The sequence below is a fragment of the Candidatus Lokiarchaeota archaeon genome, assembly GCA_014730275.1.
In the GTDB taxonomy this organism is placed as follows: Archaea; Asgardarchaeota; Thorarchaeia; order Thorarchaeales; family Thorarchaeaceae; genus WJIL01.
In genome coordinates this window covers 95,275-114,083 of record WJIL01000103.1, presented here as the reverse complement: position 1 = coordinate 114,083, position 18,809 = coordinate 95,275, and the positions used below count along the sequence as shown (strand labels likewise).

The window sequence follows — 18,809 nt, the reverse complement described above, 5'->3', positions numbered from 1 at the left end:
AACCCATAGCCTGCAACAACATGCAACTGGAAAATGATACTTGAGCACGTTGTAATATTGTCCGCAATCGCCTCCTGAATCTCGGGGAGGTTTAGGTAACCCCAGATATCGCAGAGTGCATCAATAAGGAGACTATCCCCCCAGCGAAGGTAGGTTTCGTCTTCCGGGAAGTCAGCCCTGTTTGCATCAGGACCGATAATCCGTTCCAAATCCAGCTTCTTGACGCCCAGAATCTCAACATTGTCTATCGCAGCGGCTGCCCTGAGTGCCCAGTACTTTTGGTCGAAATGACCTTCAGTCAGCCAGAGATCCATTGTAAGGGATTCTCGAAAACTTGACCATAAGTAACGTTCAACCATTGCGATATCGACTTCATCTAACCGTCCAACAACTTTCAGCATTTCAAGAATGAGTGCGGTTATTCTGAAGTCTGGACCATCCCTAGAGACGTTGCCCTGTACAAAACCGCCACGATAGGGAGATTGCATAGACTTGTATCTTGTTACAATATCGTCTACCATATGCCATAGACCGTACGGCCACTTCTCGTCGGTTTCCATGAGGAGGCTGACAGCATCAAGGGTCGATTGCAGGTCGGATATCTCGCCAGGTCGATCCGCAAACCCCACACCATCATAGCAATCCATGATATACTGCGGTGTTGAGACGGTGTCTTCATCGTCGGCAGTACCTACAGCTGTTACAACATGAAGCGACATGAAGAACAGTGTCAGCAAAAGCGTGATGGAGAGGAACTTGGTCACCCGTTTGACATGGAACTTCATACAATGACCACTCCTATGTGCACGCCCTGTGCTGGTGCCGTTATCATTCCAGCGATGACAGCAGTCATCACGATTTCTCGTAGGTGGATTCGTCTAGTCATGTCTATTCCTCGGACAGAATTCAGATGGAGAATAAGTGCACACGGCCCGAGGACTGCACATACAACTTGGTTCAGAACAAGTGTTGCTTGCTACGTTCCGCATTACATACTCTCCAATGCAGATACATCATACAAGCATGTTTTTGGGTAGGACACTATCTAATAAATGTAGCTCTCGATTTATCGAAAGGTATCGGAACCACGGTTCCGTCGCTATGTCTCTTACATCCTTCCTTTGATGGACCGCACTTATTGGTGTCTCCCATTGGCGATGTTTAATAGGCTAGAGGGGAGTATATTCCTAGGTAGCAAAATGGGCGTAGTCAGCATCAAGTTATATAGCACTGATGGATGACCTCGAATGTCCAGAAGTACGAACCCGGGACATGGAAAGCAAAGCACTTGGTGCAGTGCCTTGTAGAGACTGTCTTTCCTGCAGGTATTGGGCTTGTTGATGTTGATGCACCCACCTTTGTACAGATTCTGAAAGAACAAATCCACAAGATATGCAAGAGGACTTGATTGATGCCTTTTGTAGCCAGATAGACCAAGGGGGAACGGAAAAAAACCAGCACAGCGTAAGCAAATGACTGCAGCTTGTTATTGATGATATCGCTGGTTGAAATTCCGTTCACGTATCCTGAAGAATCTTCTTTTAGTCCATGCCTCTCTTCTTCAGCTCTCGCTCTCTCAGTACTCTATGCAAAACCTTCCCAACTTGGCTCAGGGGTAGAGACTCAACAATCTCCACTTCCCTAGGCCGTTTATATCCAGCCATTCGTTCTTTCGCCCATTCTATGATTTCTTCTGGTTGCAGCTTAGACCCTCCCTTAGGAACGATGAACGCCTTCACGAACTCATTACTCGGATCCTCTTCGCGTGGGACTCCGATTACCGCGACCATGGCCACCTTCGGATGTTCATACAGTGTATCTTCTATTTGGCGAGAATAAGCCTTTAATCCACTCACGTTTATCATTGACTTCTTCCGATCCGACACCACAAAGAAACCCTCCTCATCCATATGCCCAATATCACCAGTGAGGAAGAAACTCTTTCCTTCGAGTTCTCGGGTTACGTTCTCAGTTTCATCAGGCTTGTTCCAGTAGCCGCTCATCACTTGGGGGCCATGAATAGCGATTTCACCAGTTTCTCCGGGGGGCAATTCTCGGGTTCCTGTTTCTATGTCAACAATCTTAGCAACGGTATCTGGAACAGGCAACCCAATGGATCCGAACTTCCTGTCCTTGCGGTTGGTTGGGTTAACATGAGTGACCGGTGACGTCTCGCTCAAACCGTAGCCCTCAAAGATGACAGCACCAGTGACCTTCTCGAAATTTCTGGCTAGTTCTGGAGGAAGAGGTGCTGCTCCAGAGCTGCAGATTTTGATGGAGCTCAAGTCGTAATCATTGACATTTGGATGTTCAACAATTCCTGCATACAGTGCTGGTACTGCATTCAGAATCGTACCGCCATACTTCTCAATGTCTTCCAGAAGAACGGATAGTGGAGGGTCACCATCTCGCGGATCAGGTATGCATATGAGTTGTCCAGCGTATTCTGTTGCAATCAACAAGGTAAGTGTCAAACCGTAGCTGTGATACCATGGCAATGCGCCAACAAACACTTCTTCACCGTACACGATTTTCTGGGGAGCATCCATATCAGCGGGGTCTAGATTCACATACTCGTAGACTTGGTGAACATTTGTTACCATATTTTTGTGCGTAAGCCCTGCGCCCTTTGGAGTTCCTGTGGTTCCGCCAGTATAGAGTATGAGAGCAACCTCATCGGGGTCCACTTCCACATCAGGGGCAATTGGTTCGTGTTCATCCAGTATATGATCGTAAAAGACGGTCTTGTCGGACTCATAACTGGGGCTTTTGGGAATCTTACCAAGTAACCCTCCAAGAATCGCCTTGATTTTCGGAAGGAACCGTTTGACACTGCACACTACAACGGTCTCCACATCGGTATCCTTCACCGCCTCATAGCAGGTAGGTGTAAACGTCGGATGATCAAGAACAAAGACAGCAACAGCGCCACTGTCATTGAGCTGATGGTTGAGCTCGCCAGCCTTGTACATTGGGTTGCAAGTACAGATTCGTGCACCCGTTTTCAGAATACCAAAGAAAACTACAGGGAAATGAGGTGTGTTAGGTAAGAATACTGCCACTGTATCCCCTTTACCGATTCCCTTGTTGGCTAGAAAATTGGCGATTCTATTCGCATCATCTCGTACCTCCGCAAAAGTACGCGATACCCCTTCCCACAATGTGAAAGGTTGATCACCGCGCTTCTCAGCAGATCTATCAAGCATCGCAAAAAGTGGTTCTTCCGGATACTCTATGGACTTCAGAGCATCGGCTGGCCACTTGTATTTGTGCCATAGCATTTCTTCCATTATGTACTTCTCCTCTACTTTCTCTCTTGGCCTGTTTTTCTCCCCAAACGGACCAAGGTATATCGTTGATGTCTAGTAACAATGCCTCATAATTCCTTCGTCGGTCCCCCACAACAAATAAGACAGCTAGCTGTAACAATGAAACGTTAGGCCATTGAATGGAGATAAAAAAAATTGAAGGGAGACCAAGTCTTGCTGGAAGCTAAGGAGATACTTCCTACCTCTGATGACTCTCAGATTCCCAAAATAGGATATTTTGATCATCGAGCTCCACTTGAGATGATTGTAGCTCACACTGCCCTACCATCCCTTGTAAGGGCGTCTAAGAAGCCCGCGACTGGTTTTGAATCCAGCCTCCAGACATTTGCATGCTCTTTTAGCCGGAACCTCTTAAGCCAAAGAGTTCAGGAGAATCTCTCACATCTTGAGGGTTTACTCTTTCCAAGCAATATGTGCGACTCTATGCAGAATCTCCATGATATCTGGGCGGTAGAATTTCCAAGAGACAATATCCTACAGGTACGATATCCTGTGGTTGAAAACAAGGAAAGATCTGCAGAATACCTTGCTGGCGAATTGGGGAAACTGAGTGCAAGCATTCAGGGCGTTGTTTATCGATCACTTGATATGATGCGTCTCAGAAAAGCGCTCAATGTCTTCCAATGGTTTCGAAATATGTGTCAAGAAATCTATGCAGCAAGAGTGCTTCAACCGGATATTCTTCCATATACAGAATTCGTACGACTACTGTGTTCCTTCCTCGAATCACCATCGGTTGTCGCCTTAGAAGAGCTAGAAACCATCTACCGAAGGGTCAAGAATTCAGTGAAACGACCAAGCACCGCATCCAAGATAAGACAATCTCTCCTTCAGGGCCATATGGATGAGATGGCGTTTCCAGTAAAATCGCCCCCATTAAGAATAGTTGTTGCAGGAGGGATGACAGACCCCATCCGTATGGGTGAACTGTTTGATGCGGTGGCAAAGCCCACCGAGGCCGCAATTGTACTAGATTTGCTTTCCTTTGGGTACAGGATGACATTCAAACCAACAGCCAAACTTGAAAGACATCTATTCAAGGGCCTTGCTGAAATGACGCTCAAAGCTCCATCAGCACCAACACAGATGGGACTCAGAACAAGAATTGCTTTCCTCAAGAAACTGCTCCGTAACTTCTCTATTGATGGACTGATTGTTACGGAAATGTCATTCTGTGACCCGGATGAATTTGAGACTCCATCTCTAGTGAAGGCTGCACAAGATGTAGGTGTGACTACACTAAGATTGCCTGTCGATGCGGAGTTTTCGGACAAGGCGCGGTTAGAAGGAAGAATACAGAGCTTCTTGGAGACGCTATCTTCGCAAATGGAGGTCTGAGAATTGGCAAGCAACGAGAGTAAAGAAAGGGCTTACAGAAAACTTGAGTCAAGCAGCCTATTGCAGCAGACAATGTTCAGGTACATGCTGGAGGCGCAAGCTGCAAGCGAAGAAGGCAAGCTTGCGTGGGTAACATCTGGTTTCCCGGTCGAAATTCCACTGGCAATGAATCTAGGCGTTAGCTACCCAGAGCAGTATACGGCTGTTGTTGGATCGCAAAAGGTTGGTCCCGAGGTGTGTGGTTTCGCGGAGGAACTTGGTTATTCGCAGGAGCTATGTTCATACGCTAGAGCTGGTATTGGTTCCACAGACAGACCAGATGATAGCCCATTAGGGGGTCTTCCTGAGCCACAGGTACTGCTCGCCTGTAACAACATCTGTGGAACCGTACTTCGATGGTATGAGGCGGTTTCTAAGCTTACGGGTGCACCCGTCTTTCTCTTGGATACACCACCAGTTCAACGAAGGCAACCATCTCATCACAGGGAATATGTGAGGACGGGTCTTGAAGAGCTCATTGACTTTCTAGGTGAGGAGTTTGATACATCTCTCGAAGAAGACAAGCTTCAGGAGGTGGCATCGAATTCTACCAAAGCAATCGATTTGTGGACGAAATCACTTGAAGCATGTAAACATAAGCCATCCCCACTTAACTGCGCGGATAGATTTCTTGCAATGGCTCCAGTTGTTTCAATGAGAGGGAAGGAACATATTCTGGAGTATTATGAAGCACTCCTCAACGAAGTCGAAGGACGGATACAACAAGGTATGGGAGCAATTCGAGATGAGAAGATTCGGTTGCTTTGGGACAATATTCCACCGTGGTTTAGCATATACAAGTTCTTCAACGGCCTAGCCAAGAGAGGGGTGGTCTTTCCAGCAGATACCTACACTCATGCTTGGACAGGCTCACTTGAAGGAGAGGACATTCTGAATCGCATGGTCGACATCTATTCCAATGTCTATCTTAACAGAGGGTTGCGAGCAAAAGTAGACAAAATGGCTGGGCTGATTGAGGAATATCACTTGGATGGGTTTGTCATGTTTTCGGTTAGATCTTGTAAGCGGTACTCCCTTGGTCAACTAGTCTCAAAGGATTTAGTGACTGAACGAACCGGTGTTCCTGGTGTGGTAATAGAGGGGGACATGGTGGACAGCCGATTGTTCAATGAAGCTCAGATAGAAACAAGAATCGATGCGTTGATAGAGATGATCGAGTAGGTGAAGTGGGATGAGAGAGAAGGTGGGCATTGGTATTGACGTCGGGTCTACCACGACTAAAGGAGTCGTTATTAACAGTGCCGGTCAGATTCTAGCCTCTTCAATACGTCCCACGGGCGCATCTGCCAACGATGCAGCAAAGGCCGTTTTGGATGAAATAGAGGAGGCTCATGGAGAAGCCACGGAACAACCAGTTGTTAGTACAGGGTACGGACGCAAACTGATTTCTATTGCAGATAGAGAGGTAACAGAAATCACATGTCATAGCCTAGGAGTACATCATATTTTCCCTGATGTTCAGCTTGTCATAGATGTTGGCGGGCAAGACTCAAAGGCAATACGAGTTGGTTCAGAAGGCAGACCTACAGATTTTGAGCTCAATGATAAATGCTCAGCTGGAACGGGCCGCTTTCTTGAAGTGATGGCAAGAGTGCTGGATGTTCCAATAGAGGGGCTGGGACCCTTAGCCCTTCAGTCTCAAAATCCATGTTCCATAAGCAGTACCTGTACCGTGTTTGCTGAAAGTGAAGTAATCAGTCAGATAAGCTCTGGAGAATCACCCGAAGATATAGCAGCTGGAATCCATCAGTCCATGGCAGGCAAAATTGCAAGTATGTCAAAGCGAGTGGGCATTGCTGCACCAGTAGTGGCTACAGGGGGAGTAGCGCTTAATCAAGCCTTTGTAGAGTATCTTGGGAAGTCACTGGGTGAAGACATCTCGGTGCCGCAGGAAGCTCAATTCACGGGTGCCTTAGGGGCCGCACTACTGTCCATCCAGTGAAGAGAACAACAACATTCTGTCTCATTCCGAGTTTAGACAAAGAACATCCAGTCAAGCGAATCCGGATCGTTTTCTGGATTTCTTCTTTCGTATCCATATGAGTGGTTTGATATGTGTTAAACCTAAACATTATATGAGGGTTACAAAAAGCGACAATTGCGGCCTGTAACGGCTGCCGGCTGCTATGATTTCCAGCCAGTCAGTCGACAACGAAATTTATCGTGGTCCAGGCGATACTAATGAACAATACAACAGGACCGTTCATTAGAGAAATCCAAGAGGCTGCTATCATGAGTGATAAACAAGAACCAGGCGAACACCATCCCGCTGATAGGGACGGTCACGAGAAAGAGTACGAGCTCTTTGATGAGATCATGAATGACAACCCAGATACTGTGATCGCGGAGGGTTCTTATGTTCACAAACAACCACGCCGCGTCTTTATTCAGGTGAAGAAAGACAAATTCCGTGACTTCGCAAAATACCTGAAAGAAGATCAGGGAGTGTGGCAATGCTCGACTCTTTCCGGTAGAGACCTAGGAGATGATCTCCAGGCGTGTTATCATTTCTTCCTCAACGATAGAAACATATCCCTGACAGTTCGGGTGAACGTTCCTCGAGACAAGCCAGAATACCCTTCAATCGTAGATTTGTATCCTGCCTTCGAATACGTGGAAAATGAACTGCGGGAAATGTTCGGTATTATTCCTGTGGGACTTGAGAGGAAACACAGAGTGGAACTTCCCGAAGACTGGCCCGAGGATGAGCACCCACTCAGAAAGGACTGGGACGATCCGAGAGGGGTCAGAGAGAGAATAAAGCGACCGCCCGTACCGTCAGCAAAAAAGGAGGCGGAATAAGATGACCTCAAACGAAGAGAGAGAGACATTCGTACCCCCACGAATTACCATTCCAATTGGTCCCCAGCATCCAGCACTGAAAGAACCAGGGATGTTCAAGCTCATCTTGGATGGTGAACAGATTGTCGACGCCGAAGTAAACATATCCTACAATCACAGGGGCATAGAGAAGGCAACGGAGGGCAACCTTCACACCCAGAACCTGTACTTGCTAGCTAGGATTTGTGGCATCTGTTCAGCAACACATAACGGGAACTATGCTCAAGCAGTTGAATTTGCAGCCGAAAAGGAACCTCCTGAACGAGCCAAATTCATCAGAACCCTGACATGGGAATTGGACAGAGTCCATTCACACATGCTCTGGTTTGGCGTTGCAGCCCACGAAATCGGATTTGAGACCTTATTCATGTATGCCTGGAGAGACAGAGAATTGTCTCTCGACATGCTCGAGGATCTATCCGGGGCACGTATTCACCATGATATGAATTCCATTGGTGGAGTCAGAAGAGACATCTCTGACGAACTGGCACACAGCTTGCTCAAACGCCTCGATAAGCTTGAGGAACAGATGGATTACTATCTCAATACCGCAATCAAGGAGAGAAGCCTTCTCAATCGTGTAGAGGATGTTGGTGTCCTTGAGACTTCAATGGCAAAAAGCCATGGAGCTGTAGGTCCAACCGCGAGAGGTAGTAATGTTCCTGTAGATGTACGTTTCACCGATCCCACCCAAGCATACCCCCATCTAATTGATACGGGCAACTGGGATATGATTCTGTCAGACCGGTGCGACGTTGCCGGCAGAACCATTGTCCGGTTGAAGGAAATTGTTCAGGCAATCGAGATGTCACGATGGCTCATTGAGAACCTACCTGACGGAGATATCCAGACCAGAATGAGTCCCAGGGTAGATCCAAACGAGGTTGTCGCAAGGCATGAAGCACCACGTGGTGAACTCGTGCATTACTTGGTTACCAATGGTACAAGCAAGCCAGAACGTGTTAAGATAAGGGCGCCGACTCATGCGAATTGGTGCTCGATGGAACATACCTTAAGAGGCTACCAAATTGCAGACGCACCAATCATCTTGGCTGCGATCGACCCATGTTACAGCTGTACAGATCGGATTGCTCTTGTTGATGCAGAAGACGACTCAATTGAAATCGTGTCCAAGGAGCAGCTCAGAGTACGGGCGAACAAGGCGTACGAAGAAAACAAGTGAAGCTAAAAAATCTGAGTGGTGAACCCGCCTAATATGACGGGAATCCACTCCTAGTTTCTTTTTTCTCTTAGGTTCTTACACGAGTGCAAGTCTCAAGTAAAACCTGGTAAAAGTAATCATGTAAGCAGTTATGGCATGGATATCAAGATTCGGCTTCTTCTACAGCCTTCTCGCCAGCTTCATATCCAAGTTTAAGGGCTTTCAGGTTGGTTTCTTTGAACCGAGGCCACCGCTGAGCAACTCGTTCCCTCAATCCTTCGAGTGTTACTTCACCCGTGATTGCTGAGAATGCTCCGAGCATGACGACGTTTGTGGCAAGCTTGGAACCGACTTCATTATCTGCGATATGGGTAGCACGTATTTTGTATATTTTGACGCCCTTTGGAAGCTCGCCCTCGATTTCAACTAGATCCTCATCAACGATGAGTGTTCCATTTTCTTTGAGGTCATTCTTGTATGAAAGATAAGCAGCTCTGCTCAGTGCAATGAACACGTCAGGAGCTATGACCTTGGGATAATCAACCTCTCTATCATCGCTGATTACCACCTCGCTCTTGCTTGCTCCACCTCTGGCTTCAGGGCCATAGGATTGGGTTTGTACGCATTCTTTGCCTTCAATCAGAGATACTGTCTCACCAAGCACGACAGCCATGGTGACAATACCCTGTCCTCCGAAACCGCCCATTCGTACTTCGAAACGTGACATCTGAATCACCCATCTACCTTTTGACGAGCAGCTTTCAATATGTCAGTATATTCAGGCTTCTCTATGTTTACGAATTCTCCACAGATGATTCTGTTATCGTAATCGAGCTCTGCTTCATGTGGAGGAAGTCCATTCTGTATCTCAGCCACCTCAAGAAGATGTCTGTGCATTTCAACACCGGCGCCCATGTCATTTCGCCTGCCATAAGCAGTGGGACAAGCGCCAACAATCTCGATAAAGGAGAAACCGTCTTTCGCAATGCCCTTCTCAATCGACTGGGTAGCACGTCGAGCCTGTACGGCAGTCCATCGTGAAACAAATGTGGCTCCAGACGATGCAGCCAGCTTCACAAGGTTGAAAGGATGTTCGATATTGCCAATCGGTTTTGGCGAGGTCTGAGTGTATCTCTCATGCTCGGTTGTCGGTCCGAACTGGCCACCTGTCATACCGTAGTTGAAGTTGTTAACACATACGACGGTTATGTCGACATTTCGGCGGCAAGCATGGATGAGATGGTTACCTCCGATTGCTGCAATGTCTCCATCTCCAGAAACGACAATCACTTCCAGGTCAGGATTGGCTATCTTCACACCACTGGCAAAGGCAATAGCCCGGCCATGGGTGGTATGGAAAGAGCCGGTTTCAAAATACCCGGAAGTACGTCCAGTGCAACCGATACCTGAGACGACTACCACATCATGGTAATTCAAGCCAAGATTATCAATTGCCCGTGCAACCATATTGGTGACAATGCCAATACTGCATCCAGGGCAATAGATCCATGGTTGGCGATCCTCTCGTATGTACTTCGCCATTGGGTGCTTGAGTGTTTGAGTGTGTGCTTGGGTCATATCTTTGCCTCAGACTCTCTTTTACTGACAATTGGGCTACAAGACCTCCGGGATAAAAGACTTGTTGATGTGGTATATCATTGAACACATCCAGAAACAGCAGCAGAATCTATGAAGCAGAAACTGATGCAAAGAAAGAATGAGGGGCTCAAGATAGAGCCCCAGCACTGTGCTTCTCACTGAATCTTAGAACGCGGCCGATAGGAACCGCATGACCAACTCGGGGTAGATACCAAATAAGAGGGAAATCAGAGCAAGAATCGCAGTTGGTCCAATCATTGATAGTGGTGCTTCTTCAACATCTTCCAGTGATTTAGGCAGGGGACCGAAGAATATCCGCATCACCGGCCAGAAAGTATAGACACTGGAAATGAAGGTGATGAATATCCCAGCTACCGGTATTGCTATGTTGAGAAGAGTGCCCGCAGCGATACCTTGTTCAAAAATACCGATGAACATAATCCACTCCGCCTGCAAACCACTGAATGGTGGAATCGCAGATAGAATTAGAGAACCCATCACACAAAGGGTCGCCGTAAGTGGCATCTTCTTCGCAAGTCCTCCCATCTTGTTGATGTCTCTAACATCGGTCTTGATCATCACCATCCCAGCAGCGGAGAATAGTATGACCTTGCCGAGGGAATGGCTAAGGAAATAGAATACACCTCCAGCGGCTCCCGTGGTCGTAAGAGTTGCCAATCCCAGAAGGGAGTATGCAGTCTGGCTTATTGTCGAACAAGCATACAAACGTTTGATATCATCTTGGGCAAGGGTTAGCAGACCACCGTAGAGCATAGTAATCAATGCCCAAATCATGAGTGGTGTTGACAGCGCTTGGATAACAGTTGCCAGATTCTGGACAAATATCCTGCCTAGCAAGTAGCTCATGATACCAACAACGACAGTCAATATACCAGATACAGGTGTTGGAGCCCCTGAATGCACCCAAGGTAGCCACACATGAAAACCGAAAGCAGCCATTTTCGTGAGAATCCCTATGAGCATGAATATCGCTGCCCAGAATGCTAGAGGCGACCCTGCGAGAGCTGGTAAATCTCTGATCATGAGGCTCCCAATCTGTGAGTATACCATTACAGAGCCTATGAGAAAGAATGAGCCGCCAATGAAACCCCATAGGAAGACCATGGTTGCAATTCGATGTCGCTTTACGAGTCCAAAATAGCTTATGATGAAGTAGAGAGGAATCAGTAAAACGTCGAGGAATAAGTAGATTTCAATCAGGTTCGTTGCCAATGACATTCCCACAAGTCCGGTCGGGAAGAACATGAAAAGCCCATAGTAAAGCCCATTCATGCCTTCATTCCCATCACCATAGAGCTCCTCAATGGCATGTTCAACATATCGAATCGAATACACAGCAAGCGTCATTGATAGTATATTCATGATGATGGCAACAGGATAGCTGAGACCATCAGCCAAGAATCCGAACTCGATATCGAAGAGTGCTGTGCTCCAGAAATACTGTTCGCTGAGTGCAGATCCACTGACCCAGTAATCTACACCTCCAAGGAGGAGGAGAAAGGTTGTGTATGCTAGAACTGCGGTTACAATCCAGCCAACTCGTTTGCCTATTTTCTTGCCAAGCAATCCCATAATCGGTACAGAGACTGCTGGAATGAGCACCGTCTGAAGCAGTAAGAATGGAATCTCCATTCAGGGCACCCCCGTAAATAGGAGTACGATTCCAGCCAATACCAAGAAAGCGAATACATAGAGCATATTGAGTGAGAAGTTTCCTGTTTGGATTTTCCTCACCTTATTACTTATCGCAGAGAAGAGATTAGGAATACCGTCATTCAAAGCTCGATCAATGGGTCGTTCAACATACTTCTTCAGTGGTTCTCGCATAGCCATTATTCCGTCAACTATCGCCAAGTATGCTGCGTTGATGTACCAACGGTTCCAAAGAAAAGAATGGAGTTTTTTCAGGATGCCGTCCTCGCCAACGATATCCTTTGGATTACTCTTTCTTGAAACATACAACCTGTAAGCAGGAAGTGCTCCAAGAGCAAGCATCGAGATTGAAAGAATGGGCATCAAGAAGGGTATTGTTTCAGAAAGAGCCATTGATGGGGTTATAGCTGTGGATTCTGCAACCACTTCGAATCCGAGTGTGTGAACAAAATACTCCTCGAATATGTGATGCAGTCCTTCACCAAACCAAGGACCGATTATCCCAAGCCCCAATGTAAGGATCGCAAGAAGAGCATAGGGAGTGAGCATTATTCGGTCAGCCTCGTGATGAGAAGAGCTCTCCTCTTGGGGACCATGGAATACCATTCCCATAAATCGAACCGAGTAGAACGCTGTGATTGCAACTGTTGATAATGCAAAGGCAAACAGAATGAAATGACCGCCGTCAAGACAGACAGTCAGAATTTCTTCTTTACTCCAGAATCCTGATAGCGGTGGAACCCCCATTAAGGACAGTGTTACTATCCACATCGCAGCCCACGTCAGTTTCGTCCGGGTTCGTGAAAGATTCATTTCAGACATATAGATGGTGCCTGTAGCGTGAAGAATGAAACCGGCAGTAAGGAATAGTGCTGCCTTGAAAATACCATGACTTACAAGATGGAAAATGCCTGCTGTAAGGCCACCAGTAAGTGCTTCGGGGCTCAAACCTGCCACACCCAGACCAAGAATCATATACCCGATTTGGCTCATGGTTGAGAAGGCGAGTACCTTTTTCAGTTCAAGAGCCACCATAGCTTGAGTGCCAGTTAGAAAAGCAGTGAAACCTCCAACTGCTGCTGTAATCAAGAAGAAGGTTCCAGCTTCAGAGAAACCACCAATCCAATAACCGTAGAAGAAGATTGGTGCCATTCGAGCAACGAAATACACACCAGCCTTCACCATTGTTGCTGCGTGTATCAATGCAGATACAGGGGTTGGACCAGCCATGGCTTCAGGCAACCATTCATGGAGTGGGAATTGGGCCGATTTTGCAATTGGACCACCAAGAACCAGAACAGATGCAAGCGTCAGTACTCCGGGATCAGCCGCCATAGCAGGAACCCAAGTGGAGACCGTCTCATAGAGCTGAATGAAGTTGAATGTTCCCGAATACATGTAGATGAGAATCATTCCGCCAAGAAGCGAAACGTCTCCGAAGGTCGTAACCAGTAGAGCTTTCAGTCCCGCCCTTGAAGGCTTCTGGAAAGAAAACGGCTCTGGACCTCCAATCCAATGTTCTTTTTCGTCGCTGTAGTAATGGCCGATAAGTGCATAACTGCATACGCCAACCATCTTCCAGCCCACGAATAGGAGAATCAAGTTGTCCGCCATCACAAGCAGTAGCATGCTGCCGATGAATAGAGACATGAAGAACCAGTACCTTGTTTTTCCTGGTTCATGTTCAACATATTTGACAGAGTAAACAAGTATGAGGAAAGCCAGAAAACTGACAATATTGGCCAAGATAATTGTAAGTGGATCAACGAGCATGCCTATAGGCACAGATACACCGCCGGGCAGTGATACCCAGAACGCGGTATTATTGATAGCTTCAGGATGGAAAACCTCCGGAAGCATCAGAAATGCCATGAGGAATCCTAAGAACCCGAATAACACAGCCCCATAGGCGCTAAATCGATGATTCTTTTTGGATAGGAGCAGAGAGATACCTGCACCTACTAGCGGGAATATCCAAGTGAACCAAGCAAGTATATTGATATCAATTAGCATTTGTTATCTCTCCGTTAAATTACGGCCAGAAGTCCCTGTGCAGCTTGTCTCGCCAAATCGAGCACTATGTCAGGCCAAATACCAAAAACTACAATGAATATGGCTAGCAGACAGATAGGTACCAGCATACTTACAGGCGCCTCTTCAGCTTCCTCAGCTAACTCGGTTGGTGGCGACTGTATCATTGTACGGAAGATTCGTAGGTAGTATCCTGCTGATATGGCTGTATTGAGGATTACTGCAATACCGAGCCATAAGAGGTCCTCTTCAAGGGTTGAAAGGACGAGTGTCAATTCACTTACAAATCCGTTGAGACCTGGCAGGCCAGATAAGGCAAGTAAAGAAATCCCAAAGGCAGTAGCCGTGATGGGCATCTTCCTTCCAATGCCACCTATCTTGTCCAAATCCCTGGACCCCAGCCGGTAAAGAATCGCACCGGTGCAAAGAAAAGCTGTACCCTTCATCAGCGCATGATTGAAGATATGTAGAAAAGAACCTGTTAAGGCCAGTTCAGTGCCGATGCATAGCCCAACTAACATGTATCCAATATGGGCAATACTGGAATATGCTAGCAATCTCTTCAAATCCTTCTGAAGAAGAGCTGATAGATTGCCAAGAGTCATGGTAATAATGCTGAAGACAGCTAAAATTAGCATCCACTCTACATGGATAGAGGCCAAGGCAGTATAGGAAACTCGGAACATGGCATAAAGGCCAGTTTCAATAACAATACCGGAAAGCATTGCGGATATCGGAGTTGGCGCTGCAGAGTGAGCATCAGGCAACCAAGTATGTAAAGGAACAACTGCGGCTTTAATACCAAGGCCAACGAAGATGAGCAAATAGGTGAAATTGAACCACCTATTAATTGGGGCTTGACCCAGAGTTGACGCAAGGGTAACGAAGTCTAGAGAGCCAGCAAAACCATAGATGAGAGAAATACCATAAAGAAAAGTCGCTGATCCTGCGGCACTCATGAGGAGATATTTCAAGCCGGCCTCAATTGGTTCCCACTCCCTATCGAATGCTACAAGCATGTAGGAACTTATGCACATAAGCTCCCAGAAAACGAAAAGAGTAAACAAATCAGCAGCAAATACCACCCCCATCATTCCGCCTATCATTGCCAATAACGAGGAGTAATAGAGTGGAGTAGGCCATTTTTCTTCCATATATCTAATAGAATACAATGTGGCAAGGAGACCTAGACCAACCTGGATAAATGCCATGAAAAAGCCAAGCGTATCGATTCTGAAATGTGCAAAAAGGCGTGTAAAATCAGATGGGAATACATACACCCCTCCCGAGGCTACCAAGTAAAGATCATAGACCGCATATCCAGCAAGAAAGACACCTATCAAAGCATATACTCCACAGAGGTTCTTGTAACCATATTTGTTTCCCAGATAGCCAACCGCGGGAGTTGTCACTGCGAATATGAATAGTATGTTGAGTGGTAGAGTCAGCATCTACTTTCGAAGCCTCCTGAGCTCTCGTGCATTCAGTGTTCCATAGTGTTCGTAAGCATAGATTACAAGTGAAAGGGCTGCAGCGCTCACACAACCAGCCAAGGTTATTGAAATCACCACTAAGGACTGGGCAAACGGGTCGACAAACCCCTCATTCCAAAACAATGAAAGAGCTATGAAATTGACATTGGCAGCATTCAACAGGATTTCAATTGCTAGGACAAGTCGAATCAAATTGCGTTTGGATATCAAGCAGTATATACCGATGATGTACAATCCTGCTGAAAAGGCAAGGAAATATGTCAAGGGAATCATTCGGTTTCTCCCTCTTCCATGTGTTCTATCCCGATTAGAACTGCAAGGGATCCTGCAGCGGTGCTAAACAGAACGAATGCTTGACCCAACAAATCAATACTTCTGAACCCCCACATGAATTCGCTCATTTCCTCACCCAGTGGCTGAGTAATCTCAACCAGATGATCATCAGCGATTGCATATTCGAAGGCTGGGAAGGGGATTTGAATCAAAAATATGCCTAAAATGATAATTGCCAGCAATGCAACTATTGAGCCCGCAATCTGTATTTTATCATATTTCATTACTCAATGCACTCCTGTCGGGTTGTCAACATAATAGCAGCAAGGAAAATCCCCACAACAGCTCCTGCGTACACTAGCAACTGAAAGATAGCGACATAGGGAGCTGCCAGAATCCAGAATATGCTACCAATTGTAATGCACATTGCACAAAAGGAAAGGATGCTGTAAAGGGGGTCTCTTGTCTCCACCGTTGACAATGCAAATCCCAAAGCCAGAATCATTAAGATGATGAGGGGGATATCCATTAATGCCAAGGCAAACTCCTGCGTTACTAACCGCTAATTCGGCAGGCCTAGCAGTAGAATAAAAATCTTCTCAAAACCGACTTTTCAATCGAAAGCAAAATCAAATAAGTACTAAGCCTTTTCAGGGATTCATAGAGCTTCCGGACCGCAAGCTTAAAGATACCATTGAAATTGTTCTCAAACAGGGTGCATAGAATGTCGACCCTCATATTACTGCCCGTTATCTTCAGTATATCTATTGTCGTGGCCCTGGTCATTTACTGGTACAGCGGAAAAATATCAGTCAAAGTCTCGTCTAAAGATAGCGGGGCAAAAGGGGAGCTGTATGCTTGCGGAGAAGATTTTCCGAGAGAAGAATTGCAGATAGATATTGAACACTTCTTGGTCTATGCAATTTACTTGCTAATCTTCGATGTTTTGATATTCATGCTGGCTACATCATCACCTGCAGTTGGATTGGTACCAATCATCTATTCTATGGTTTTGTTGGCGGCCAGCTGGCTGTTGGTATTCTATAGGAGAGTTGCCTAGAATGGGTATTTTGCAATGGGCTCAAGTATCTAGTCCTTGGTTGTTACATTTTCCAAGTGGCGGTTGTAACGGCTGTGACATTGAAATAGTAGCCGCTCTTATGCCGAGTTTCGACCTCGAGAGATTCGGGGCCGTATTGAAAGGAAGTCCTCGACATGCAGATATCTTGGTTGTAACTGGACCTGTTACACTACAGAATGAAAAACGGCTGAAGCGCATCTATGAACAGATGGCTGAACCCAAATTCGTAGTGGCGGTTGGAACCTGTGCCAGTAGTGGTGCGCCATTCCAAGGGTGTTACAGCGTTTGTGGAGGGGTCGACCACGTGATTCCTGTAGATGCATACGTACCAGGCTGCCCACCAAAACCTGAAGCAATAATCGATGGCGTTACGAAATTGCTTGCGAAATTGAAGCAAGGAAAACAAACTCACGAAAACAAGGAACCTGAAACGGCTCCAAAAATCGAGGAGTAAGTCAAGAATGATTAATGAAATCATCTCAGCGATTCAAATCTTCGTTTTTCCGGGAATCCTTTTCGTAGTCCTCTTAGCATTTTTCTACGAATGGATAGATCGAAAAGCAGTCGCAAGTGTTCAAAAAAGGATTGGACCACTACACACGGGTCCAAAAGGTATCCTGCAACCATTTGCTGATTTCCTCAAGTTGTTGCAGAAAGAAGACTTAACTCCGGATGCAGCTGATAGCCGTATTTTCGGTTTGGCCCCAATAGCATTCTTTGCAATTCCGCTTACTGCACTTTTTCTTGTTCCAATTTCAGGACCAACCAGCATCATTTCGTTTGAAGGGGACTTGCTAATCATGATGTTCATGTTCACACTCATCATGATTGTGATTTTTCTCGGTGGCTATTCCTCAATGAATAGATTCTCTACCATAGGGAGTGCTCGTGCTGCACTGCAGATGGTGGGATATGAAATCCCGATGGGATTAGCAATGATTGGGCCGGCACTTGTTGCGGGAAGTCTCTCCATTAGCAATATCGCACAATGGCAGTTAAACAACTCAATGTGGTTCATATTCCTACAACCAATTGGCTTTAGTGTCCTGATTGTTTCTCTACTTGCAGAATTGGAATTCATCCCCTTTGATATTCCACATGCTAAAACAGAAATTGTGGCAGGATGGAAGACAGAATACAGTGGTAGAAAGCTTGCTCTTATCCGATTAGGAAAGAACCTAGAAATTGTTCTGGTATCAGCTCTAGCGGCAGCTCTTTATCTTGGAGGTCCTCAACCAATCCTGTTTCTCCCGCCTATAGTCAGCTTCCTCCTTAAAACGATCTTCGTGGTTGTTCTACTGTCAGTATTGCGGGCATCTTTTGCTCGATTACGAATAGAACAGATGGAAGAGGGCATGTGGAAATATGCAATTCCAATTGCTGTGCTACAAATAATTCTGATACAGTTCGGTATTCGCTGGTGAGTTTGAGATGAAGTTGCTAACAGATGCGTTGAAAGAACTCTTCCGAAAAGCCTCGACACTGAAATATCCCTTCGAACGTAAGGAAGTGCCCAAGGATTTCAGAGGGCGACCTGTATGGGATATGAAAACCTGCATCGGATGCGGTGCCTGTGAGCGAATCTGTCCCGGAGAAGCCATAAAGATGGAAGGGCGGCGTGATGAAGCAACGATAATCTATCTGCAGCACCGGTGTCTCTTCTGTGGCCAGTGTGCTGATACATGTCCAGTAGATGCAATCAGCATGAGTGAAGAGTATGAACTCGCTGGATACGACACAGATAGTATGATCTTCTACTACGAGAATATAACTGAGGAAGACGAAGAAGAGTAGGCTAATTCGATAGGTATGGAATTCAATTCCTTTCGCTAGAGGGGAATCCGCTTTGCTACTCAATTCTGATACTCCCGTACCGTTTCTAACAGAAATAAATAACACTCATGTAGCCAAGTGGCATTATTCCACCA

General features: G+C 46.3%; 20 protein-coding genes. 10 read left to right on the top strand and 10 right to left on the bottom strand.

The window, feature by feature from the left end:
* Window positions 1-785: hypothetical protein (locus GF309_12015; protein MBD3159509.1), on the bottom strand; the 785-nt coding region annotated here is incomplete at its 3' end.
* A gap of 452 nt (window positions 786-1,237) precedes the next feature.
* On the opposite strand from GF309_12015, the gene GF309_12010 reads away from it, so the two are divergent.
* Window positions 1,238-1,408 (top strand): hypothetical protein, encoded by a 171-nt coding sequence (locus GF309_12010; GenBank protein MBD3159508.1) that lies wholly within the window; start codon window positions 1,238-1,240, stop codon window positions 1,406-1,408.
* Between the two features lie 133 nt (window positions 1,409-1,541).
* Here the strand turns inward: GF309_12010 and GF309_12005 are convergent, their stop codons facing one another.
* Window positions 1,542-3,290, bottom strand: coding sequence for an AMP-binding protein (locus GF309_12005; protein ID MBD3159507.1), 1,749 nt, complete (start codon window positions 3,288-3,290; stop codon window positions 1,542-1,544).
* A 174-nt stretch (window positions 3,291-3,464) separates the two neighbouring features.
* Here GF309_12005 and GF309_12000 point away from each other — a divergent pair, with 174 nt between their 5' ends.
* The 5 genes from GF309_12000 (at window position 3,465) to GF309_11980 (ending at window position 8,751) form a co-directional block, all read left to right on the top strand.
* Complete coding sequence (locus GF309_12000; protein ID MBD3159506.1) at window positions 3,465-4,667, top strand: hypothetical protein; 1,203 nt, start codon at window positions 3,465-3,467, stop codon at window positions 4,665-4,667.
* Between the two features lie 3 nt (window positions 4,668-4,670).
* Complete coding sequence (locus GF309_11995; protein MBD3159505.1) at window positions 4,671-5,888, top strand: 2-hydroxyglutaryl-CoA dehydratase; 1,218 nt, start codon at window positions 4,671-4,673, stop codon at window positions 5,886-5,888.
* Between the two features lie 10 nt (window positions 5,889-5,898).
* Window positions 5,899-6,669: a 2-hydroxyglutaryl-CoA dehydratase gene (locus tag GF309_11990; GenBank protein ID MBD3159504.1), complete on the top strand. Its 771-nt coding sequence runs from the start codon at window positions 5,899-5,901 to the stop codon at window positions 6,667-6,669.
* A 239-nt stretch (window positions 6,670-6,908) separates the two neighbouring features.
* Window positions 6,909-7,529 carry a hypothetical protein gene (locus tag GF309_11985; protein ID MBD3159503.1) on the top strand — a complete coding sequence of 207 codons (621 nt, stop codon included), beginning with the start codon at window positions 6,909-6,911 and terminating at the stop codon, window positions 7,527-7,529.
* Window position 7,530: 1 nt separating this feature from the next.
* The gene (locus GF309_11980; protein ID MBD3159502.1) at window positions 7,531-8,751 is read left to right on the top strand and encodes an NADH dehydrogenase subunit; all 1,221 of its coding nucleotides are present in this window, start codon (window positions 7,531-7,533) and stop codon (window positions 8,749-8,751) included.
* A 142-nt stretch (window positions 8,752-8,893) separates the two neighbouring features.
* Here the strand turns inward: GF309_11980 and GF309_11975 are convergent, their stop codons facing one another.
* From GF309_11975 to GF309_11940, 8 genes are all read right to left on the bottom strand, one after another.
* Window positions 8,894-9,457, bottom strand: coding sequence for a 2-oxoacid:ferredoxin oxidoreductase subunit gamma (locus tag GF309_11975; protein MBD3159501.1), 564 nt, complete (start codon window positions 9,455-9,457; stop codon window positions 8,894-8,896).
* A gap of 5 nt (window positions 9,458-9,462) precedes the next feature.
* On the bottom strand, window positions 9,463-10,272 hold the full coding sequence (locus tag GF309_11970) for a 2-oxoacid:ferredoxin oxidoreductase subunit beta (protein MBD3159500.1): 810 nt from the start codon (window positions 10,270-10,272) through the stop codon (window positions 9,463-9,465).
* A gap of 222 nt (window positions 10,273-10,494) precedes the next feature.
* Window positions 10,495-11,982 (bottom strand): NADH-quinone oxidoreductase subunit M, encoded by a 1,488-nt coding sequence (locus GF309_11965; protein ID MBD3159499.1) that lies wholly within the window; start codon window positions 11,980-11,982, stop codon window positions 10,495-10,497.
* Window positions 11,983-14,016 (bottom strand): NADH-quinone oxidoreductase subunit L, encoded by a 2,034-nt coding sequence (locus GF309_11960; protein ID MBD3159498.1) that lies wholly within the window; start codon window positions 14,014-14,016, stop codon window positions 11,983-11,985.
* Window positions 14,017-14,030: 14 nt separating this feature from the next.
* Window positions 14,031-15,485, bottom strand: a complete 1,455-nt coding sequence (locus GF309_11955; GenBank protein MBD3159497.1) for an NADH-quinone oxidoreductase subunit M — start codon at window positions 15,483-15,485, stop codon at window positions 14,031-14,033.
* Window positions 15,486-15,800, bottom strand: a complete 315-nt coding sequence (locus GF309_11950; GenBank protein MBD3159496.1) for a hypothetical protein — start codon at window positions 15,798-15,800, stop codon at window positions 15,486-15,488.
* Window positions 15,797-16,084 (bottom strand): hypothetical protein, encoded by a 288-nt coding sequence (locus GF309_11945; GenBank protein ID MBD3159495.1) that lies wholly within the window; start codon window positions 16,082-16,084, stop codon window positions 15,797-15,799. Before GF309_11945 ends, GF309_11950 begins: the two co-directional genes overlap by 4 nt.
* Complete coding sequence (locus tag GF309_11940; protein ID MBD3159494.1) at window positions 16,084-16,338, bottom strand: hypothetical protein; 255 nt, start codon at window positions 16,336-16,338, stop codon at window positions 16,084-16,086. Before GF309_11940 ends, GF309_11945 begins: the two co-directional genes overlap by 1 nt.
* 186 nt (window positions 16,339-16,524) lie before the next feature.
* On the opposite strand from GF309_11940, the gene GF309_11935 reads away from it, so the two are divergent.
* The 4 genes from GF309_11935 to GF309_11920 are packed head-to-tail and all read left to right on the top strand — an operon-like array spanning window position 16,525 to window position 18,675.
* Window positions 16,525-16,860 carry a hypothetical protein gene (locus GF309_11935; GenBank protein ID MBD3159493.1) on the top strand — a complete coding sequence of 112 codons (336 nt, stop codon included), beginning with the start codon at window positions 16,525-16,527 and terminating at the stop codon, window positions 16,858-16,860.
* A gap of 1 nt (window position 16,861) precedes the next feature.
* Window positions 16,862-17,335, top strand: coding sequence for an NADH-quinone oxidoreductase subunit B (locus GF309_11930; GenBank protein ID MBD3159492.1), 474 nt, complete (start codon window positions 16,862-16,864; stop codon window positions 17,333-17,335).
* Window positions 17,336-17,342: 7 nt separating this feature from the next.
* Window positions 17,343-18,305 carry an NADH-quinone oxidoreductase subunit H gene (locus tag GF309_11925; GenBank protein MBD3159491.1) on the top strand — a complete coding sequence of 321 codons (963 nt, stop codon included), beginning with the start codon at window positions 17,343-17,345 and terminating at the stop codon, window positions 18,303-18,305.
* A 7-nt stretch (window positions 18,306-18,312) separates the two neighbouring features.
* Complete coding sequence (locus GF309_11920) at window positions 18,313-18,675, top strand: 4Fe-4S dicluster domain-containing protein (protein ID MBD3159490.1); 363 nt, start codon at window positions 18,313-18,315, stop codon at window positions 18,673-18,675.
* Window positions 18,676-18,809: the final 134 nt, after the last annotated feature.

Coding starts and splice junctions, on each gene's coding strand:
- GF309_12010 (MBD3159508.1), top strand. CDS start 1,238: ATGACCTCGAATGTCCAGAAGTACGAACCCGGGACATGGAAAGCAAAG.
- GF309_12005 (MBD3159507.1), bottom strand. CDS start 3,290: ATGGAAGAAATGCTATGGCACAAATACAAGTGGCCAGCCGATGCTCTG.
- GF309_11990 (MBD3159504.1), top strand. CDS start 5,899: ATGAGAGAGAAGGTGGGCATTGGTATTGACGTCGGGTCTACCACGACT.
- GF309_11985 (MBD3159503.1), top strand. CDS start 6,909: ATGAACAATACAACAGGACCGTTCATTAGAGAAATCCAAGAGGCTGCT.
- GF309_11980 (MBD3159502.1), top strand. CDS start 7,531: ATGACCTCAAACGAAGAGAGAGAGACATTCGTACCCCCACGAATTACC.
- GF309_11975 (MBD3159501.1), bottom strand. CDS start 9,457: ATGTCACGTTTCGAAGTACGAATGGGCGGTTTCGGAGGACAGGGTATT.
- GF309_11970 (MBD3159500.1), bottom strand. CDS start 10,272: ATGGCGAAGTACATACGAGAGGATCGCCAACCATGGATCTATTGCCCT.
- GF309_11965 (MBD3159499.1), bottom strand. CDS start 11,982: ATGGAGATTCCATTCTTACTGCTTCAGACGGTGCTCATTCCAGCAGTC.
- GF309_11960 (MBD3159498.1), bottom strand. CDS start 14,016: ATGCTAATTGATATCAATATACTTGCTTGGTTCACTTGGATATTCCCG.
- GF309_11955 (MBD3159497.1), bottom strand. CDS start 15,485: ATGCTGACTCTACCACTCAACATACTATTCATATTCGCAGTGACAACT.
- GF309_11950 (MBD3159496.1), bottom strand. CDS start 15,800: ATGATTCCCTTGACATATTTCCTTGCCTTTTCAGCAGGATTGTACATC.
- GF309_11945 (MBD3159495.1), bottom strand. CDS start 16,084: ATGAAATATGATAAAATACAGATTGCGGGCTCAATAGTTGCATTGCTG.
- GF309_11935 (MBD3159493.1), top strand. CDS start 16,525: ATGTCGACCCTCATATTACTGCCCGTTATCTTCAGTATATCTATTGTC.
- GF309_11930 (MBD3159492.1), top strand. CDS start 16,862: ATGGGTATTTTGCAATGGGCTCAAGTATCTAGTCCTTGGTTGTTACAT.
- GF309_11925 (MBD3159491.1), top strand. CDS start 17,343: ATGATTAATGAAATCATCTCAGCGATTCAAATCTTCGTTTTTCCGGGA.
- GF309_11920 (MBD3159490.1), top strand. CDS start 18,313: ATGAAGTTGCTAACAGATGCGTTGAAAGAACTCTTCCGAAAAGCCTCG.